14 protein-coding genes are annotated in these 17,327 nt (G+C 65.1%); 8 read left to right on the top strand and 6 right to left on the bottom strand.

Going from position 1 to position 17,327, the window contains the following annotated elements; translation table 11 throughout:
- Positions 1-466: 466 nt before the first annotated feature.
- The 6 genes from selD to arsS form a co-directional block, all read right to left on the bottom strand.
- Positions 467-2,749: a selenide, water dikinase SelD gene (gene selD / locus RMO95_RS03600; protein WP_310449223.1), complete on the bottom strand. Its 2,283-nt coding sequence runs from the start codon at positions 2,747-2,749 to the stop codon at positions 467-469.
- A 52-nt stretch (positions 2,750-2,801) separates the two neighbouring features.
- The gene (locus RMO95_RS03595) at positions 2,802-3,116 is read right to left on the bottom strand and encodes a hypothetical protein (RefSeq protein ID WP_310449222.1); all 315 of its coding nucleotides are present in this window, start codon (positions 3,114-3,116) and stop codon (positions 2,802-2,804) included.
- Positions 3,117-3,803, bottom strand: a complete 687-nt coding sequence (locus tag RMO95_RS03590) for a haloacid dehalogenase type II (RefSeq protein WP_310449221.1) — start codon at positions 3,801-3,803, stop codon at positions 3,117-3,119.
- 10 nt (positions 3,804-3,813) lie between these two features.
- A complete protein-coding gene (locus RMO95_RS03585) occupies positions 3,814-4,926 on the bottom strand; it encodes an inorganic phosphate transporter (RefSeq protein WP_310449220.1) in 1,113 nt (370 codons plus the stop codon).
- Positions 4,927-5,111: 185 nt separating this feature from the next.
- A complete protein-coding gene (locus RMO95_RS03580; protein ID WP_310449219.1) occupies positions 5,112-6,191 on the bottom strand; it encodes a methyltransferase domain-containing protein in 1,080 nt (359 codons plus the stop codon).
- The gene (gene arsS / locus RMO95_RS03575; RefSeq protein ID WP_310449218.1) at positions 6,176-7,171 is read right to left on the bottom strand and encodes an arsenosugar biosynthesis radical SAM (seleno)protein ArsS; all 996 of its coding nucleotides are present in this window, start codon (positions 7,169-7,171) and stop codon (positions 6,176-6,178) included. Before arsS ends, RMO95_RS03580 begins: the two co-directional genes overlap by 16 nt.
- Positions 7,172-7,512: 341 nt before the next feature.
- Between arsS and RMO95_RS03570 the strand changes: the two genes are divergently transcribed.
- The 8 genes from RMO95_RS03570 to RMO95_RS03535 all read left to right on the top strand — a co-directional run bounded on the left by RMO95_RS03570 (position 7,513) and on the right by RMO95_RS03535 (position 17,172).
- Positions 7,513-7,803, top strand: a complete 291-nt coding sequence (locus RMO95_RS03570) for a co-chaperone GroES (RefSeq protein ID WP_310449217.1) — start codon at positions 7,513-7,515, stop codon at positions 7,801-7,803.
- A gap of 70 nt (positions 7,804-7,873) precedes the next feature.
- Positions 7,874-9,526, top strand: coding sequence for a chaperonin GroEL (gene groL / locus RMO95_RS03565; protein ID WP_310449216.1), 1,653 nt, complete (start codon positions 7,874-7,876; stop codon positions 9,524-9,526).
- Between the two features lie 238 nt (positions 9,527-9,764).
- Positions 9,765-11,651, top strand: a complete 1,887-nt coding sequence (locus tag RMO95_RS03560; protein ID WP_310449215.1) for a DUF294 nucleotidyltransferase-like domain-containing protein — start codon at positions 9,765-9,767, stop codon at positions 11,649-11,651.
- 28 nt (positions 11,652-11,679) lie between these two features.
- The gene (locus RMO95_RS03555) at positions 11,680-12,279 is read left to right on the top strand and encodes a hypothetical protein (protein ID WP_310449214.1); all 600 of its coding nucleotides are present in this window, start codon (positions 11,680-11,682) and stop codon (positions 12,277-12,279) included.
- 123 nt (positions 12,280-12,402) lie between these two features.
- Complete coding sequence (locus RMO95_RS03550) at positions 12,403-13,107, top strand: response regulator (RefSeq protein ID WP_310449213.1); 705 nt, start codon at positions 12,403-12,405, stop codon at positions 13,105-13,107.
- Positions 13,094-14,620 carry a sensor histidine kinase N-terminal domain-containing protein gene (locus RMO95_RS03545; RefSeq protein ID WP_310449212.1) on the top strand — a complete coding sequence of 509 codons (1,527 nt, stop codon included), beginning with the start codon at positions 13,094-13,096 and terminating at the stop codon, positions 14,618-14,620. The genes RMO95_RS03550 and RMO95_RS03545 overlap by 14 nt, the downstream gene beginning before the upstream one ends.
- Positions 14,621-14,800: 180 nt before the next feature.
- On the top strand, positions 14,801-15,064 hold the full coding sequence (locus RMO95_RS03540) for a DUF4212 domain-containing protein (RefSeq protein ID WP_310449211.1): 264 nt from the start codon (positions 14,801-14,803) through the stop codon (positions 15,062-15,064).
- Positions 15,064-17,172 carry a sodium:solute symporter family protein gene (locus tag RMO95_RS03535; RefSeq protein ID WP_310449210.1) on the top strand — a complete coding sequence of 703 codons (2,109 nt, stop codon included), beginning with the start codon at positions 15,064-15,066 and terminating at the stop codon, positions 17,170-17,172. The genes RMO95_RS03540 and RMO95_RS03535 overlap by 1 nt, the downstream gene beginning before the upstream one ends.
- The last annotated feature ends 155 nt before the right edge of the window (positions 17,173-17,327 follow it).

Raw genomic sequence — 17,327 nt, 5'->3', positions numbered from 1 at the left:
GGCCCGCCCCTTCCTATCCTCCCCTCGCGGGGCATAAGCGCTAACTTATCCTGTTCCTTCCCTTTCAAGGGGGCGAGGCGGGAATTCGCGACGCATGCGTCGCGCCGCCGCAGCCGATGTTCAGCTGCAACAGCGACGCCATCCGGAACGGCGTTGCCGCCAACGCCGCGCGCGGCCCCGGCGGTCCCGGCACGCTGTCGCGCTGGGCCGATCTGCTGCTGCGCGCGCGGAACGAGGGCTTCGATCGATCCTGCAAAAAGCATTTGATCCGCAGATTTCGCCGATTGACGCAGATGGATCAGGGCGTCGCTTGGGCAGCTCGTACTACCTGCCGGGTGAGCCGTGGGCGCCGGCCACTTCGTGGTTCCCTCTACTTAATCTGCATAATCTGCGTCATCTGCGGATTGAATTGAGATTTCCAGCTTGCCGTCGGCGCCCGCGTTGCCGTGTCGCCAGCGCCAACTCTCTAAACAATCAGTCGTATCGGCTCGATCTTGTCGCCTTGCGCCAGCACGCGGCCGATGCGCGCGGCCTGCGGGTAGCCGGCGGCGCGCAGCGCGGCGAGGCAAGCTCCGGCCTGCTCGGCGGGTACGCTGGCGAGCAGGCCGCCGGCGGTTTGCGGATCGAACAGCAGCGGGTAGTTCGGGTGCGACAGGGCTTCTTCCCGGTTGGCGAGCGCCCGGCGCAAGCGCAGGTTGGCCGGCTGCAGGGAACTCAGCACGCCGGCGGCGACGCATTCGACGGCGCCGGCCAGCAGCGGCAGCGCGGCCAGGTCGAGTTCCGCATCGACGCCCGAGGGCTTGGTCATCTCGACCAGGTGGCCGAGCAGGCCGAAGCCGGTGAGGTCGGTGCAGGCGGTGGCGCCGTGCGCGATCAGGCAGGGCATCGCGGCGCGGTTGGAGACCTGCATCGATTCGAGTGCCGCGTCTATCCAGCGCCCGCGCGCCTTGAGCAGCTTGTGCGCGGCGAACAGGGTGCCGGTGCCGATCGGCTTGGTCAGGATCAGCGCGTCGCCGGGGCGCATGCCGCCCTTGGTCAGCACGCCGGCCAGCTTCTCGTCGATCAGGCCGTTGATGGCGAAGCCCAGCGCGAGTTCGCTGCCCTCGCCGGTGTGGCCGCCGACCAGGGCGCAGCCGGCTTCGTTGAGCACCGAGACGGCGCCGGCCATCATCTGGAACACGGTGTCCTCGACCTTGCGTTCCAGCCCCGGCGGCACCGTGGCAACGGCCGTGGCCGACTGGGCCTCGGCGCCCATGGCGAAGATGTCGCCCAGCGCGTGGTTGGCTGCGATGCGGCCGAACACCCAAGGATCGTCGATGAAGGCGCGGAAGAAATCGACGCTATGCACCATGGCCTTGCCCGGCGGCACGCGCATGACTGCGGCATCGTCCGGCGCATGCAGGCCGATCAGCACGTCGTCGCGCTCGATCGGGTGCACGTTGGCCAGCGCGCGCGACAGCACCGTGGCGCCGACCTTGGCGCCGCAGCCGCCGCAGCGCATGGCGACGGCGGAGATGGCCTGGGCCTGTTCCTCGGCGGCGAGCGGCACCGCGTCTGCCGCTGGTGCCGCCGGTGCCGTGGCGGCCATCGGCTCAAGCTCGGTGAACTGGCGCATGAAGCGCCGGTCGATCCAGTCCTTCCAGCGCCAGACCCAGTCGCCGCGCGCATGGAGCGCGCCGCGCGAGGCGATGGCGTGCCGGTCGCCGGTGCTGATCAGCGCCAGCCAGCGCGACTGCGGGCGATAGCGCTGCAGCGGCTGCCCGGTGACGCTGGCGCGCAGGTTTTCGGCCAGTGGACGGCCTTGCCGCACGGCGAAGACGCCGGCCTTTTCCAGGCGATGACCATTCATTGCCGCGCAATCGCCGGCCGCGAAAATCAGTGGATCGGTTTCGCTTTGCAGGGATTCATTGACGCGGATGAATCCGCTTTGGTCCAGCGCCAGCCCGGTGTCGGCCAGCCAGGGCGCGCCGCCGGCCTGGGTGACCCAGACGATTTCGTCGGCTTCCAGTGTTTCGCCCGACTGCGTTTGCAGCCGGCCGGCATCGACGCGAATGACTTCGGCATTGCAATGCAGCGAGACGCCGCGTTCGGCAAGTACCGACTCGAAGGCGCGGCGCACGGCGGCATTGTGCGTGGGCAGGATCTCCGTCTCGGCCGAGAAAAGATGGAAGCGCAATTCGTCGGGATCGCGGCCCTGCGCGGTGAGTTCCTGGCGCAAGCGGTATTGCATCGCCAGCGTCAGTTCGACGCCGCCGGCGCCGGCGCCGACCACGGCGATTGTCCTTGTGCCGGCGTGGCTGCGCACGCGTTCGAACAGCGCCAGCCAGCGTTCGTTGAAGCGGCGGATCGGCTTGACCGGTACAACATGGTCGGTGGCACCCGGCACGCCGCCCAGTTGCGGCGTCGAGCCGATGTTGATCGACAGCGCGTCGTAGCTTACCGGCGGTCGCCCGCGGCAGATCACCTGGCGCGCGGCGCGGTCGATGCCGACGACTTCATCGCGGTAATAGCGCGCGCCGGCGAACTGGGCCAGCCGGCGCAAGTCGATATGCACCTCGTCGAAGCCGTAATGCCCGGCGATGTAGCCCGGCAGCATGCCCGAGTAAGGCGTGTCGGTGTCGGTGCAGATCAGCGTCAGGCGCAGGCCCGGCAGTGGCCGCATGGCGAACATGTGCAGCACCATGACATGGCTGTGGCCGCCGCCCACCAGCACGATGTCGCGCAGCACCGGGCTGCCGATGGCGTGCATTCAGTGCGCTCCCGGTTGGTCGGCGGCGCGCAGGATCACCAGGCGGGCACCCTTAGCCACCGCCGCGCTGCGTGGCGCGATCGAAGTAAGTTTGGATCGCCTGTCGCCGTTCTTGCGGCATGCCGCTGTAGCTGAATTGCACTTCGAGTTGCGGCACGCTGAGCAAGGCGATCCGGCGCGGCTCCAGGGCGTGCCATTCGATCAGCAGTTCGCCATCGGCATAACTCGCGCGGCAGTGTCCAATCGCGGCATTCGACTCGATGGCCAGGCTGGCTTGCGGCAAGGCACGCTGCAACCAGGCGGCCAGTTCGCTGCCGCTACAGCCCATGGTGCGCGTGAAGGCTTGCGACAGATCCTGGCGAAACATTCAGCGCGCAAGCCGGGCCGGCAGCAGCGACAGATCGGCAATTTCGCCGTCCGGCGTGCCGGGAATGCGCTCGGGCATCTGGCCGAAACGGTTGCACCACAACACGCGGAAACCGAAGGCCTTGGCGGCGAATGCATCCCAGCCATTGGACGAGAGAAAGCAGATCTGCTCCTTGCTCACCTTGAGTCGCTGCGGCGCCATGCCATACACGCTGGGATGCGGCTTGAAGACGCCGACTTCCTCGACCGACAGCACGGCGTCGAAATACTCCGCGATTCCGGAGTTGGCGACGGCCGCCGCCAGCATCTGCGGCGTGCCGTTGGAGAGGATCGCCAGCTTGATGCCGCGCGACTTCAACTCGGCCAGCATGGCCGGCACCTCGGGGTAGGCGGCGATGCGCAAATAGAGATCCATCAGCCGCGCGCGCAGGGCGTCATCCTCGATGCCGAGCGTGCCCATGGCGAAGTCGAGGGCATCGCCGGTCACCTGCCAGAAGTCGGCGTGATGCCCGCCCAGGCCGCGCAACCAGGTGTATTGCAACTGCTTGGTGCGCCACAGGTCGGACAGCGCCTGCCAGCGTTCGCCCAGCGCGTCCTGCGCGCCACGGGCGACGCTGCTGACGTCGAACAGGGTGCCGTAGGCATCGAAGACGCAGGCGGCGATATGCTTCAGTGCTTGCTCGTTCATGTCGGACATCCTACGCGAGAGTTGCGAAGCTTACGAAGAGGTTCGCGGCCAGCCATGCGATGGCGGCCGCCAGGGGCAGCGTGATTATCCATGCCAGAGCGATGTTGCGCACGGTGGTCCAGTCCAGCGTCCCGGCGGCCGCGCCGACGCCGGCGATCGAGCCGACCGAGACATGGGTGGTGGACACCGGCAGACCGAACTTGCTGGCGAGCAACACCAGCGCTGCCGTGATGAGATTGGCGGCCAGGCCCTGGCCGTTGTCCAGGCGAGTGACGCGCCGGCTCATGGTTTCGGCAACCCGACGCGCATAAATGATGCCGCCGGCGGCCATCACGGCGGCAATGGCGAATACCGCCGTCGAGGCGTCCATGATCTGCCCGGCCAGCAGCAGCGCGGCCAGCTTGGGCGTGTCGTTCACGCCGCGGGCGAAGCAGATCGCTGCGGCCGAGAGGACGTGCGCACGGTCGGCGAAATCCGGCAGCGAGAGTCGGGCGATCAGGCCGGGTTGCCGTTGGCAATGCGCGTCCGCGTCAATCACGAAAGTTGGCGCTGGCGACACGGCGGTCGATGCCAGCGCTAGGCTGCCGTCGCCCTGTGCGACGCAGGCCGGCGCCGGCGCGATGATGCAGGCGCAGTCCACGTCTGGCCGCAGCTTCAGCCCACGCGACGCCAGCATGCCGAGCGCCGCGGCCAGCAGCGGGCTCATCAGCAGGGGCAACAGGAACAGGCTGGCGAGCGCGCCATAGCGCATCTCGCCGCCGGGCTCGGCCAGGCCGGCGCCGATCAGGCCGCCGATCAGCGCGTGCGTGGTCGACACCGGCAGGCCGGCGCGCGTCGCCGCGAAAATCGTCAAGGCGGCGCCGGCTCCGGCATGCAGCATGAAGCTCGACGCGGCTGCCACGGCATCGGGCACCAGGCCACGGCCGGTGAATTGCGCGACCAGGGACTGCGCCAGCACCAGCGAGACCAGGCTGCCGGCTACCGTGGCCAGCGTCGCCAGGACCAGCGCGCGCCGGTAGTTCAGCAGCCCGCAACCCCAGACCGTGGCGAAGCCCTTGAAATTGTCATTGGCGCCGTTGCCGAAGGCGAGGAACAGGGCAATGCCGATGAGGACGGGTTCCATGAGTGCAGTGCTCTCCAAGCAAGTGTCATCGTTAAGCGGGCCGTAGGGCGGACCGTAGGGCGGACCGTAGGGCGGACTTCAGTCCGCCATCCACCCCTGGCCGGCTGAAGCCGGCCCTACAGCGCCATCCACCCCGGCCGGGTGAGGCCGGCCCCACAAAGTATCGACGTCCGCATCGCCGACCGCTAGCAGCAGCCGCAGCTTTCGTCGCCGCTGCTGGTGCCGTTGCCGGCTCCCGCATTGGCGTCCGCATTTACGTTGAACGGCAGCGCCTTGCCACAACCCTCGAACAGGCCGTAGTGGCGCGAGAAGTCGCCGATGAAATCGAAGTGCGGCGCCAGCCGGCTTTCCTTGAGCATGCGGAAAGTGTTGCCGCAGACCGGGAACACGCGCCCCGCTTCGATGCGATGGTGCTTGTCGAGGACGAAGGCCTGCGCGTGCTGCGGGATGCTGCCGCGATAGACCACGGCCTGGCCGTAATCCTCGCAGTCGGACTCCAGTCCGTCGAGCTTGAACAGGCGGTAGGTGGCCGAATGGAAGTTCACGCCGGCGGTGCGCGGCGCCAGTTCGGGATCGGTGACCAGCAGCGGCCGGTCTTCCACCAGGCGCGGATCGCGAAAGCCTGCCTGGCGCGCCAGGCCGAGGAAGTCGTTCCAGTACAGCGCGCCGCCCAGGCATTCGCCATAGAGCACCGGATCGTTCTTTACGCTTTCCGGCACGCGGCGGTCGGCATACACATCGGAGAAGTAGAACTCGCCGCCGGGCTTGAGCAGGCGATGCACGCCGCGCAGCACCGCCTCCTTGTCGGGCGAGAGGTTCACCACGCAGTTCGAGACGATGACGTCGAAGCTGCCCGGCGCCAGATCCAGTTCGTCGAGGCGCTCGATGTAGCCGTGCAGGAAGCGCACGTTGTCGCGCTCATAGCCGAAGGCGACGCGATGATGCTCGCGATGGCGCTGCGCCACGGCCAGTTGCTCGTCGGTCATGTCCACGCCCACCACTTCGCCCGCCGCGCCGGCGAGCTGCGCCAGCGCATACACGTCGCGCCCGGAACCGCTGCCGAGGTCGAGCACCCGGCAACCGGCCAAGAGCGGCGGCGCCACCAGGCCGCAGCCGTAGTAGCGCTCCAGCACCTCGGGGTGGATGCGCGCCAAGAGCGGCTTGAGCCAGCCCGGCACGCTGGAGGCGTCGCAGCAGGCGCTGGTCTTGAGGTCGGCGGTGCCGGAAAGCTGCTTGCCGTAGTAGTCCTTCACGAGTTCGTGCATGTTTCCTCCTGGGGCGAATGTGAATCGAGCGCGCCGCCGCAACTGCTGCCCTGGCCGGCGGTGCAGCCGTAGCAGTGGCCGGCGACGCGGATCGGCATGTTGTTGATGTCGACGTCGAGCAAATCGGCCAGATGCACGGGCGCTGCGGCGCATCCCAGCGGCATGCCGAGCATCTGGTTGAAGTCGCAGTCATGGACCTGACCCTGCCAGCTTACCGAAATCAGCGTCTTGCACATCACGCCGGCCAGATTTTCGTCGCGATGCGCGCCTTTGAGCAAACCCATGTAGCCGTCGAATTGCTGGCGCGAGACGAGCTGGCTGCCGAAGCGCTGGATCGGCATGTTGGCCAGCGCGAACAGGCGATTGAAGACGATGCCGTAGCGGATCGCCAGTTGCTCCTTGTAGGCGGCCTCCAGGGGTTCCTGCGGCGGCGGCAGGGTTGCGCCGACCGGGTTGTAGACCAGGTTCAGGATCCGGCCGCTGTCCGGCAGGCCGTAACCCAGGGCATTGAGTTTGCGCAGGCCGGCCAGACTTGAATCGAACACCCCGTCGCCGCGCTGGCGGTCGACGTTCTCTTCCAGGTAGCAGGGCAGCGAGGCGACGATCTCGACCGCGTTGGCGGCGAGGAATTCGGCCAGGTCTTCATGCCCGGGTTCATTGAGGATGGTCAGGTTGCAGCGGTCGATGACACGCAAGCCCTGGGCGCGGGCGGCCTGCACCAGGCGGCGGAAATGCGGATTGAGTTCCGGTGCGCCGCCGGTCAGGTCGAGCGTGACGATGCCCTGGCGGCGGGCAAACTGCAGCATCAGTTCCATGGTGTCCCAGGCCATTTCCTCGGTGCGCTTGGGGCTGGCCGCGACGTGGCAATGAAAACAGGACTGGTTGCAGCGATAGCCGAGATTGGCTTGCAGGGTTTCCAGCCGGCCGCGGCGCAAGGCCGGAAAATCGGTCTTCTGCAGCAGGTGGTAGGTGTCGCGCATGGGTGGGCTCCGGGGTCGTGATTATTCTTGGTGGTCCTTGGTCGGCACTGGGCGGCTTATCCTTACAGGCGACCAAGCCGAGCCGGTTCGCCGGTCATGGCGCGGCAAACCGCTGTTATACGGCAGCCCCGAGACGCCAAAGTTCGGGTCGCGGCCACCCCCGCACGCGTCGGTGGCGACAGCAATTTATTCGGGAACCCCTTGAAGAACGGGACATAAGGCCCTATTATTAGCACTCGCTGGCGATGAGTGCCAATCACGGCTCTCTGCCCGATTCAGTCTTGCGGCCCGGCCGCAACTGCTCATTTCTGTTCCAACCCAGTTTAAGAGGAGATCACCCCATGAAAATCCGTCCCTTGCATGATCGCGTAATCGTCAAGCGCCTCGAAGAAGAGAAGAGAACCGCTTCCGGCATCGTCATTCCCGACAACGCCGCGGAAAAGCCCGATCAAGGTGAAGTCAAGGCTGTCGGCAACGGCAAGATCCAGGACGACGGCAAAGTTCGCCCGATGTCGCTCAAGGTTGGCGATCGCGTGCTGTTCGGCAAGTACTCGGGCCAGACCGTCAAGGTCGACGGCGACGAACTGCTGGTCATGCGTGAAGAAGACATCATGGGCGTAGTCGAGCTCTAATCCCGCCAGGGGATACCGTGCCCAGGCCCTGCCCGGGACATATCGATACAGAATTCTAGGAGATTAAATAATGGCAGCTAAAGAAGTTCAATTTGGCGATTCCGCGCGTCAACGCATGGTTCGTGGTGTCAATATCCTCGCCGACGCAGTCAAGGTGACCCTCGGCCCCAAAGGCCGCAACGTGATTCTGGAGCGCTCCTTCGGCGCCCCGACCATCACCAAGGACGGCGTTTCGGTCGCCAAGGAAATCGAACTGAAGGACAAGTTCGAGAACATGGGCGCGCAGATGGTCAAGGAAGTCGCTTCCAAGACCTCCGACGTCGCCGGTGACGGCACCACCACCGCCACCGTGCTGGCCCAGTCGATCGTCCGCGAAGGCATGAAGTTCGTCGCCGCCGGCATGAACCCGATGGATCTGAAGCGCGGCATCGACAAGGCCGTGATCGCCGTCGTCGAAGAGCTGAAGAAGATTTCCCGCCCGTGCACCACGACCCAGGAAATCGCCCAGGTCGGCTCGATCTCGGCCAACGCCGACGCCGACATCGGCAAGATCATCGCCGATGCGATGGACAAGGTCGGCAAGGAAGGCGTGATCACCGTCGAAGACGGCAAGTCACTGGAAAGCGAACTCGAAGTGGTCGAAGGCATGCAGTTCGACCGCGGCTACCTGTCGCCCTACTTCATCAACAACCCGGACAAGCAAATCGCGATTCTGGACAATCCCTTCGTCCTGCTGCACGACAAGAAGATTTCCAACATCCGCGACCTGCTGCCGGTACTCGAGCAAGTCGCCAAGGCCGGCCGTCCGCTGCTGATCGTCGCCGAAGACGTCGATGGCGAAGCTCTGGCCACCCTGGTGGTGAACAACATCCGCGGCATCCTCAAGACCGTCGCCGTCAAGGCCCCGGGCTTCGGCGACCGTCGCAAGGCCATGCTCGAAGACATCGCCATCCTGACCGGCGGCACGGTGATCGCCGAGGAAGTCGGCCTGACGCTGGAAAAAGCCACCCTGAAGGATCTGGGCCAGGCCAAGCGCGTCGAAGTCGCCAAGGAAAACACCACGCTGATCGACGGCGCCGGCGCCGAAGACACGATCAAGGGCCGCGTCACGCAAATCCGCGCCCAGATCGAGGAAGCCAGCAGCGACTACGACAAGGAAAAGCTGCAGGAGCGCGTGGCCAAGCTGGCCGGCGGTGTTGCGCTGATCAAGGTCGGTGCCGCGACCGAAATGGAAATGAAGGAAAAGAAGGCCCGCGTCGAAGACGCGCTGCACGCCACGCGTGCCGCCGTTGAAGAAGGCATCGTCGCCGGCGGCGGCGTGGCCCTGCTGCGCGCCCGCGCCGCGATTTCGCTCAAGGGCGACAACCACGAACAGGACGCCGGCATCAAGATCGTGCTGCGCGCCCTGGAGCAGCCGCTGCGCGAAATCGCCGCGAATGCCGGTGACGAGCCGTCCGTGGTGATCAACAAGGTGCTCGAAGGCAAGGGCAACTTCGGCTACAACGCCGCGACCGGCGAATACGGCGACATGGTGGCGATGGGCGTGCTGGACCCGACCAAGGTCACGCGCACCGCGCTGCAGAACGCCGCTTCGGTGGCCGGCCTGATGCTGACCACCGACTGCATGGTGGCCGAGCTGGTCGAAGACAAGCCGGCCGGCGGCGGCATGGGCGGCATGGGCGGTATGGGTGGCATGGGCGGCATGGGCGGCATGGATATGTAATCGGTTTTACCGATTGCATATCCAAAGTTACGAACAGGGGGAACCCAGGTTCCCCCCGTACCCCCGTCCTACTGGGGCCGTGCTTTAGCGAGACCCCCGACTCTGGAAACAGGGGCGGGGGTTTTGCTTTTGAGGCGCGAAAGTTGGCGCTGGCGGTACGGCGTCGGCATGTGGCGCGCATGTTGCGGTGCGGCGCGGGTCCATTAGAATCGGGCTTCCCTCAAGCCTGTTGCCCGCGATGATGACTGCTCCGTCGTTTGCCGAAACCCTGCGTCCCTACCCGCCTTTCGACCGTTTCGAGCCAGAGGCGCTGGCCTTTCTCGACGGGCATCTGCAGCCGGCGAAGTTTGCCGCCGGCGCCGTGATGGTGTCGCCCGAGCAGGGCGCGGCGCAGGCGATGTTCATCATCGTCCGCGGCAAGGTCCAGGCCGTCTCGGCCGGCGCCGCCGGCACTGCGGGCGAGACCGAGCTGACGCTTGCGGTCGGCGAATGCTTTCCGATCGGCGCGCTCTCCGGCCGCCGTGCGTCGGCCAATGTCTATACGGCGCTCACCGGGGTCGAGGCCTGGCTGCTGCCGGCCGCCGACTTCCATCAATTGCTGGCGCTGAGCCCGGCCTTCAGCCGGCATTGCACCGGCTATCTGGCGTCGCTGGTGAGCCAGTCGCGGCAGCAGTTGCAGGCGCATTTTGCGCAGCAGGCCAACGCGACGCAGTCGCTCAATACCCGGCTGATCGATTTGATCAAGCGCGCCCCGATCTCGGTCGAAGCGACAACGCCGATCCGGCGCGCGGTCGAAATCATGGGCGAGCACAAGACCGGCTCGGTGGTCGCGGTCAATGGCGACGGTGCGCCGATCGGCCTGATGACGCAGTCCGACGTGGTGCGGCGCGTGGTGCTGGGCCGGGTGCCGCTGGAGCAGCCGCTGACCGAGGTGATGTCGCACAGTCCGGCCACGCTGCCGGAAACCGCCACGGCCTATGACGCGATATTCACCATGGCCTCGCGCGGCATCCGCCACCTGCTGCTGGTCGATCAGGCGGGGCGCCTGTCGGGGGTGATTTCGGAGCGCGACCTGTTCGCCCTGCAACGGGTCGGCGTCGGCCAGGTGCGCCGCGCCATCGAATCCGCCGACGACATCGAGGCGCTGCTGGCGGCGCTGCGCGACGTGCAGCAATCGGCCTTCAACATGCTGGCGCAGGGCGTAGGCGCGGAACAGATGACGCAGTACATCTCGACGCTCAACGATGCGGCGACCGCGCGCATCCTGCAACTGAACCTGCGCCGTCATGCCGTGGACGAGATCGAGTGGGCCTGGCTGGCATTCGGCTCGGAGGGCCGCGAGGAACAGACGCTGGCCACCGACCAGGACAACGGCATCGTTTTCCTGGCCGCCGATGCATCCCGGCGCGATGCCTTCCGCGCACGCCTGCTGGCCTTCGCCCGGAACGTCAACCAGGATCTCGACCGCTGCGGCTTTCCGCTGTGCAAGGGCAACATCATGGCCGGCAACCCCGAGTGGTGCCTGACGCTCGACGAATGGCGCCAGAAGTTCAGCCACTGGATACGCTCGCCCCAGCCCGAGGCGCTGCTCAACGCCACGATCTTCTTCGATTTCCGCGCGATCTACGGCAAGCGGGACCTCGCCGCGCGCATGCACCAACACCTGTTCGGCCTGAGCATGGCGAATTCGGCCTTCCAGCGCATGCTGGCGCAGAACGCGCTGACGGTCGCCCCGCCGCTGGGCATGATCCGCGACTTCGTCACCGAGAGCGACGAACAGGGCAAGGCCTACATCGATCTCAAGAAGTCGGGCGCGCGGCTGTTCGTCGATGCCGCGCGCGTGCTCGCGCTGGCCCACGGCATCGATGCCGCATCGACCGTCACGCGCCTGCGGCGCTCGGAAAAATTGCCCGGCGGCGACGGCGTGGATAGCCTGATCGACGCCTTCCATTACATCCAGCTATTGCGTCTGCGTCACCAGCACCTGGAAGCCGGCCAGGGACGGCCAGGCGACAACCGGATTTTCATCGGCCGCCTCAATCAGCTCGACCGCCGAATCCTGAAGGAGGCATTCCGCCAGGCCAGGGCGCTGCAGCAGCGCCTGAAAATGAACTACCAGCTCTGACGGACAGCCAGCTCAAGCACTGCTTGTAATGGAAATCCGCGGCGCGCAAAACTACTCCCCGGCGCGGCGGCGGACACGCTATCATTTGGCGGAAGCCTGTATTCCTAGGAGGAGTTCCATGGGTAGCGAGGGTATTTATCGCAAAACCGAAAAAGGAAGAACCGAGATCGCCACCCGCGCGAACAGACTCGGCATGCGGGAACGGACCATGCTGATCATGGTCGATGACAAGACCACCCGGCGCGAGTTGCTGACAAAGAACTCCCACCCGACCAGCGAAGGCATACTCAACAACCTGCTGGCGGACGGTTATATCGAGATCGCTTCCGGCGCCGAGCCGGCCGCTGCACCCGCAGCGTCGACGGCAGCCGCAACGCCTGAAGCGGTGCCCGGCGCGCCGCCCGTCGAGGTTTCGCTGGTATCGGCCTCGCGCTTTGCCTGCCGCGCGCTGGTTACCTATCTGGGACCAGGAGCCGACGATCTGACCGCGCTGGTCGAGAAATGTACGAACGTCGCAGATCTCACCGCAAGACTCGAAAAATGTCGTCAGGTCGTTCAGGGCATGGCAGGAAGGAAAAAGGCCGACGAATTCTGGGCGGGCGTCAGCGCCCGCTTGCCCTCGGCCTGATTTGTGGCAAGCTCGACGAGGTTCTAGTTTCGGCCGCAGCGCTTGAGGCGATTCAGGCGGGCCCTGGTCTCCACCGAAACGTAGTACCGAACGTCGCTCCAAACCCTGTTTCGCGAGGCCGCCATGAGAGTATTGCTTGCAGAGGATGACCGCATCATTTCCCAGGGGCTTATCGCCGCCCTGCGCAAATCCGGATATGCGGTCGACCATGTCAATAACGGCGCCGATGCCGATACGGCCCTGCTGTCCCAGCAATATGACCTGCTGATTCTCGATCTGGGCTTGCCGCGCCTGTCGGGCATCGAAGTCCTCAAACGCCTGCGTGCGCGCAAGCTGACCATGCCGGTACTGGTGCTGACGGCCCAGGATGGCGTCGAGGACCGCGTGCGCGGGCTCGATGCGGGAGCCGACGATTACCTGACCAAGCCTTTCGCCCTGCCGGAGCTGTTTGCCCGGGCGCGGGCGCTTACCCGGCGGGGTACCGGCAATCCGACGCTGATCGAAGTCGGCACCCTGTCCTACGACCAGTCGGAGCGCATGGCCCGCCTCAACGGCGAGATCGTCGAGCTCTCGGCGCGCGAACTGGCGCTGCTGGAGATACTGCTGCTGCGCGCCGGGCGCCTGGTGGGCAAGGAGCAATTGGTGGACCAGTTGTGCAGCTGGGGTGAGGAGGTCAGCAATAACGCCATCGAAGTCTATATCCATCGCCTGCGCAAGAAGCTGGAACCGGGCGGCGCCCGCATCACCACGGTGCGCGGTCTTGGTTATTGCCTGGAGAAGCCCGCCGATTCCGCCGTTGCCGCCGCTGCCGCCGATGACCGAGCCTGACGCCGCTGCAGCCGCTGCGGCGCCCGCGGCGAAGGTGCGGCGCGATTCGAATCCGTTCCAGCACAGCGAATACCCGAATTCGCTGTTCGGCGAGATACTCGACTGGATGCTGGCGCCATTGCTGCTGCTGTGGCCGATATCGATTGCCGCCACCAACCACGTTGCCAGCTACATCGCCAACCAACCCTACGACCAGGCACTGGCCGACAATGTCGCCTCGATCATGCGCCTGGTGAGCATCGACGGCGACCGGGTCACCGTCAACCTGCCGGCGTCGGCACGCACCCTGCTGCATGCCGAAGATACCGATATGTTGTTCTATCAGGTGGTCGGCCACAACAGCAAGCTGCTACACGGCGATCGGGAAATACCCTGGCCCAATCTGCCGCCGCAGGTCGAGGCGCGCAAGGTCCTGTTCCGCGACGACCGTATCGAAGCCGACAACGTGCGCATCGCCTATGCCTTCATTCCGGTAAAGAGCGGCTTGCCGCCGGTCGTGGTGCAGGTGGCGGAAACCCTGCGCAAGCGCGAGGAGCTTGCTTCGCGGATTATTTCCGGGGTGCTGCTGCCGCAGTTCGCCATCATCCCGCTGGCGGTGATCCTGGTCTATCTGGGCCTCACGCGCGGTATTGCGCCGCTGCACAAATTGCGCGACCGGATCCGCCGCCGTCGGCCCACGGACTTGTCGCCGATACCGGTTTATCCGGTACCGGACGAGGTGCGACCGCTGGTGGTCGCCTTCAACGAAATGATGGGACGGCTGGAAGACAATCTCCAGGCGCAGCAGCGTTTCATTGCCCAGGCCGCGCACCAGATGCGAACCCCGCTGACCGGGCTCAAGACGCAGACCGAGATCGCGCTCTCCGAAACCGATCCGGCACAGATGCGCCATGCCCTGCAACTGATTGCCGAAAGCACCGACCGCGCTTCGCACATGATCAACCAGTTGCTGATCCTGGCGCGCGCCGAGGCCAGTCACGAAAAGCTGCACCGTGTGGTTCCGGTTGACCTCGACGCCCTGGCACGAGACGTCGCCGGCGAATGGGTGGTGCGTGCGCTGGCGAAACAGATCGACCTCGGTTTCGAGGGCAACGGCGCACCCTTGATGGTCTCGGGCGTGCCCTTGCTGCTGCGCGAACTGCTGGCCAACCTGGTCGACAACGCGATCAAGTACACGCCGCGGCATGGTTGCGTCACCCTGCGTGTGCACGGCGGCAATCGGGCCGTGGTCGAGGTCGATGATGACGGCATCGGCATTCCCGTGGAGGAAAGTGCCAATGTGTTCGAGCGCTTCTATCGCGTTCTCGGCACCGATGTGGATGGCAGCGGACTGGGCCTGCCGATCGCCGCCGAGATTGCCGAGCTGCATCAGGCGCGCATCGAGCTGTTGCCGGGCACCAAGGGCCGTGGCTGCCTGTTTCGGGTCAGCTTTCCGGAGCGGCCGCATGCGGTGGGCCAGCATGCTGCAGCGCCGCAAAAACCGAGTGCCGGAAACTTCCCCATCGGCCTGTAAGCTTCACGTCAGGATTTTCGGCGGACAATGCAGGCATCTTGGGGCAATTGGCGTTGGTCATCTATAACGTTGGTACTGCTCCGGGGGAAAACCGGCGCGCGATAGAGGGGAATCCCGACGTGCGTTACAGGAACGGCGAACTGATCCGGTTCGCCGCATACCAAAAAGGAGGAGTGCCAGATGCAACTCACTGAGAAGCATAAGCAGTACTGGAACATCAACCTGAAGATAAGCAGCATCTTGCTTGTCGTCTGGTTCGTGTCCACGTTCGTCATGGGCTGGTTTGCCCGCGAACTCAACGAGATCACCTTTCTCGGCCCGTTGGGCTTCTACATGTCGGCACAGGGTTCGCTGATCATTTATGTCGCGATCATCGCCTACTACGCCTACTACATGAACAACCTGGACAAGGAATACGGCGTCCACGAAGGGGAGCTCGAATAATGGCCGGACAAGTCACCCAATCGCAATTCGCCGCCAACCTGAAGCGTTATTACACCTTCTATACCGGCGGCTTCGTTGCCTTCGTCATCCTCGTCGGCATCCTCGAACAGTTGGGCGTGCCGAACAAGGTCCTCGGCTACATCTTCCTGTTCGCCACCATCATGCTGTATGCCGGCATCGGCTTCATGTCGAAGACGGCGGACGTCGGCGAGTACTACGTCGCCGGCCGACGCGTGCCCGCCCTGTTCAACGGCATGGCGACCGGCGCCGACTGGATGTCTGCTGCCAGCTTCATCGGCATGGCCGGCACCCTGTACCTGTCCGGCTACGACGGCCTCGCCTTCGTGCTGGGCTGGACCGGCGGCTACTGCCTGGTGGCAATCCTGCTGGCGCCCTACCTGCGCAAGTTCGGTCAGTTCACGATTCCGGACTTCCTCGGCGCGCGCTTCGGCGGCCATCTGCCGCGCTTCATCGGCGTGATTGCGGCCATCGTCTGCTCCTTCACCTACGTGATTGCGCAGATTTACGGCGTCGGCATCATCACCGCGCGCTTCACCGGCCTCGAGTTCCAGGTCGGCGTCTTCGTCGGTCTGGCCGGCATCCTGGTGTGCTCCTTCCTCGGCGGCATGAAGGCGGTGACCTGGACCCAGGTGGCCCAGTACATCATCCTGATCGTGGCCTACATGATCCCGGTGGTGTGGCTGTCGGTGAAGCATACCGGCATCCCGATCCCGCAGATCGTTGCTTACACGCACTCGATGCCGAAGATTGCGGCGCTGGAAAAGGAATTCAACGACAAGACCACGCCCAAGGGCGCAAAGGAAGAGTCGGTGCGCGCCATATTCCGCGAGCGTGCGGCTGCTGCGACCGCGAAGCTGGCAGGTCTGGAGAAGGACGGCCCGGCTTTCCTCGCCGCTGAAAAGCAGAAGCTGGCGGACAAGGTTGCCGCGCTCAAGGCCGAGGCGACCCCCGATGCGAAGGCGATCGAAGCTGCTGAGAAGGCCATCAAGGACTTCCCGGTTGATGCTGCGGCTGCCAAAAAGGCCTGGGCTGCCGAGAAGGGCGTCGGCGCCCGAGCCGCGCCGGTCAAGGCCCATGCCGAGGCCTTTGCGGTCAGTGGTGGGACGCCGGAGGAGATCGAGAAGAAGCGTGGCATCGCGAAGAAGAACTTCCTCGCCCTGATCATGTGTCTCATGGTCGGTACCGCCGCCCTGCCGCACATCCTGATGCGCTACTACACCACGCCTTCGGTGCATGAGGCGCGCGTCTCGGTGTTCTGGGGCCTGTTCTTCATCTTCCTGCTCTACTTCACGGCACCGGCCCTGGCCATCCTGGCCAAGTATGAGGTGTACAGCAACCTGGTGGGTTCGAGCTTCGCCTCGCTGCCAGCCTGGGTCAGCAACTGGTCTGTCGTAGACAAGACGCTGATGAACATCGCCGACATCAACAAGGACGGCATCGTGCAGCTGGCGGAAATCGTCATCGGCGGCGACCTGATCGTGCTGGCAACCCCGGAAATCGCCGGTCTGCCCTACGTGATCTCGGGCCTCGTGGCGGCGGGCGGTCTGGCAGCGGCGCTTTCCACCGCTGACGGCCTGCTGCTGACCATCGCCAACGCCATGTCGCACGACCTGTACTACAAGATGATCGACCCGAACGCCTCGACGGTACGCCGTTTGGCCGTGTCCAAGGGCCTGTTGCTCGTGGTGGCGCTGATTGCCGCCTACGTCACCAGCCTGAAGCCGGGCAACATCCTGTTCCTGGTCGGCGCGGCCTTCTCGCTGGCGGCCTCGGGCTTCTTCCCGGCGCTGGTCTGCGGGGTGTTCTGGAAACGCGCCAACTACCTTGGTGCGGTGCTGGGCATGAGCTTGGGTCTGGGCATCTGCGGCTACTACATGTACCTGACCTATCCGTTCTTCGGCGTCAATGCTCCGCTGTGGTGGGACATCAACCCGATCGCTGCCGGTACCTTCGGCATTCCCGCCGGCTTCCTCGGCGTGATCATCGGCAGCCTGATTTCCCCGGCGCCGAACAAGGAGATTCAGGACCTGGTCGACCATGTGCGCTATCCGAACCTGGAAGGCGACATCGACACCAAGGGCGTCTGATTAAAAGTCTTATGGAGGAGGAGGAGGGCTAGGGAGCATACCCATACCCTCATTGGACCGGCCCCTGGGAAACCAAGGGCCGGTTTTTTTATGTCTGACTTCACTGCTGTCCGGTTAAATTGAAGGTGGAATCGCTGTAAGCCATGACTGACAAG

The sequence above is a fragment of the Sulfuritalea sp. genome, from assembly GCF_031426875.1.
Taxonomy (GTDB): Bacteria; Pseudomonadota; Gammaproteobacteria; order Burkholderiales; family Rhodocyclaceae; genus Sulfuritalea.
Note: the sequence above shows the minus strand (reverse complement) of the source record. Positions and strands in the feature narration are given on the sequence as shown.

Excerpts from the sequence above, each read along its gene's own strand:
- RMO95_RS03570 (WP_310449217.1), top strand. The coding sequence starts at position 7,513 with ATGAAAATCCGTCCCTTGCATGATCGCGTAATCGTCAAGCGCCTCGAA.
- RMO95_RS03540 (WP_310449211.1), top strand. The coding sequence starts at position 14,801 with ATGCAACTCACTGAGAAGCATAAGCAGTACTGGAACATCAACCTGAAG.
- selD (WP_310449223.1), bottom strand. The coding sequence starts at position 2,749 with ATGCACGCCATCGGCAGCCCGGTGCTGCGCGACATCGTGCTGGTGGGC.
- RMO95_RS03560 (WP_310449215.1), top strand. The coding sequence starts at position 9,765 with ATGATGACTGCTCCGTCGTTTGCCGAAACCCTGCGTCCCTACCCGCCT.
- groL (WP_310449216.1), top strand. The coding sequence starts at position 7,874 with ATGGCAGCTAAAGAAGTTCAATTTGGCGATTCCGCGCGTCAACGCATG.
- arsS (WP_310449218.1), bottom strand. The coding sequence starts at position 7,171 with ATGCGCGACACCTACCACCTGCTGCAGAAGACCGATTTTCCGGCCTTG.
- RMO95_RS03590 (WP_310449221.1), bottom strand. The coding sequence starts at position 3,803 with ATGAACGAGCAAGCACTGAAGCATATCGCCGCCTGCGTCTTCGATGCC.
- RMO95_RS03535 (WP_310449210.1), top strand. The coding sequence starts at position 15,064 with ATGGCCGGACAAGTCACCCAATCGCAATTCGCCGCCAACCTGAAGCGT.
- RMO95_RS03555 (WP_310449214.1), top strand. The coding sequence starts at position 11,680 with ATGGAAATCCGCGGCGCGCAAAACTACTCCCCGGCGCGGCGGCGGACA.
- RMO95_RS03595 (WP_310449222.1), bottom strand. The coding sequence starts at position 3,116 with ATGTTTCGCCAGGATCTGTCGCAAGCCTTCACGCGCACCATGGGCTGT.
- RMO95_RS03550 (WP_310449213.1), top strand. The coding sequence starts at position 12,403 with ATGAGAGTATTGCTTGCAGAGGATGACCGCATCATTTCCCAGGGGCTT.
- RMO95_RS03585 (WP_310449220.1), bottom strand. The coding sequence starts at position 4,926 with ATGGAACCCGTCCTCATCGGCATTGCCCTGTTCCTCGCCTTCGGCAAC.
- RMO95_RS03545 (WP_310449212.1), top strand. The coding sequence starts at position 13,094 with ATGACCGAGCCTGACGCCGCTGCAGCCGCTGCGGCGCCCGCGGCGAAG.
- RMO95_RS03580 (WP_310449219.1), bottom strand. The coding sequence starts at position 6,191 with ATGCACGAACTCGTGAAGGACTACTACGGCAAGCAGCTTTCCGGCACC.